Raw genomic sequence first — 685 nt, forward strand, 5'->3', positions numbered from 1 at the left:
TTGAATCGCCACTTCACCTTGTAACGCCTGATGCTCGGTGAATATTGTCCGACCAGCGTACACTAAGTGCATAGTTGCTAGCGGAGTCTCATCTTCGTATTGAGTATCACCTTGCTGCCACTCTCCCAGTTCGAGCGTTTTAATGAGTTCGAGCGAAATCGGCATCATGACAGATGCAAGGTTGAGCGTTTGTTTAACTCCCCTACCCGGTACGCTGTGGCTATCTAGCACCAAAGCCGCTTCACTTTTATCCGGAAAACGACTGTTTCGACCAACGACCATTTCCATCGAACCATTGCCAAGTGCATCTCGGCGACGCTCTCTGCGCACAAACACCAATTCAGGATGCAAAGCCGCTATCGCTTGAGTCAGTTGATCTCGTCGATAACGCGAAGCCACTTCCAATTGAGGCAATTCAAATACGTCCCGCATCTGCTTTGCTAAGCCTTGCGCTTCTTCCAACACACTGACATCAACAATCACAGCAGGAAGCTGTTCTCCACGCACCAACCGAATCATTAGCGACACGTCACACCCCAGAGGTTCTTCTTGCTCTAGAGCCTCTGCTGCCTCTCCCCCTTGCAGTTGATACAGCTGTGCAGGCACGGAGAGCGCTGCCGCTAAATCGATCATGGCTTCTTTTTCGGCTTTGGTCGGAATGCGAGTCACCAGATCGGCGAATAGC

General features: G+C 51.1%; 1 pseudogene. It reads right to left on the minus strand.

Going from position 1 to position 685, the window contains the following annotated elements:
- Window positions 1-685 (minus strand): annotated as a pseudogene (locus R8N47_RS25450) (ATP-dependent RNA helicase); the annotation flags it as partial.

Source organism: Vibrio sp. 2132-1 (assembly GCF_033344315.1).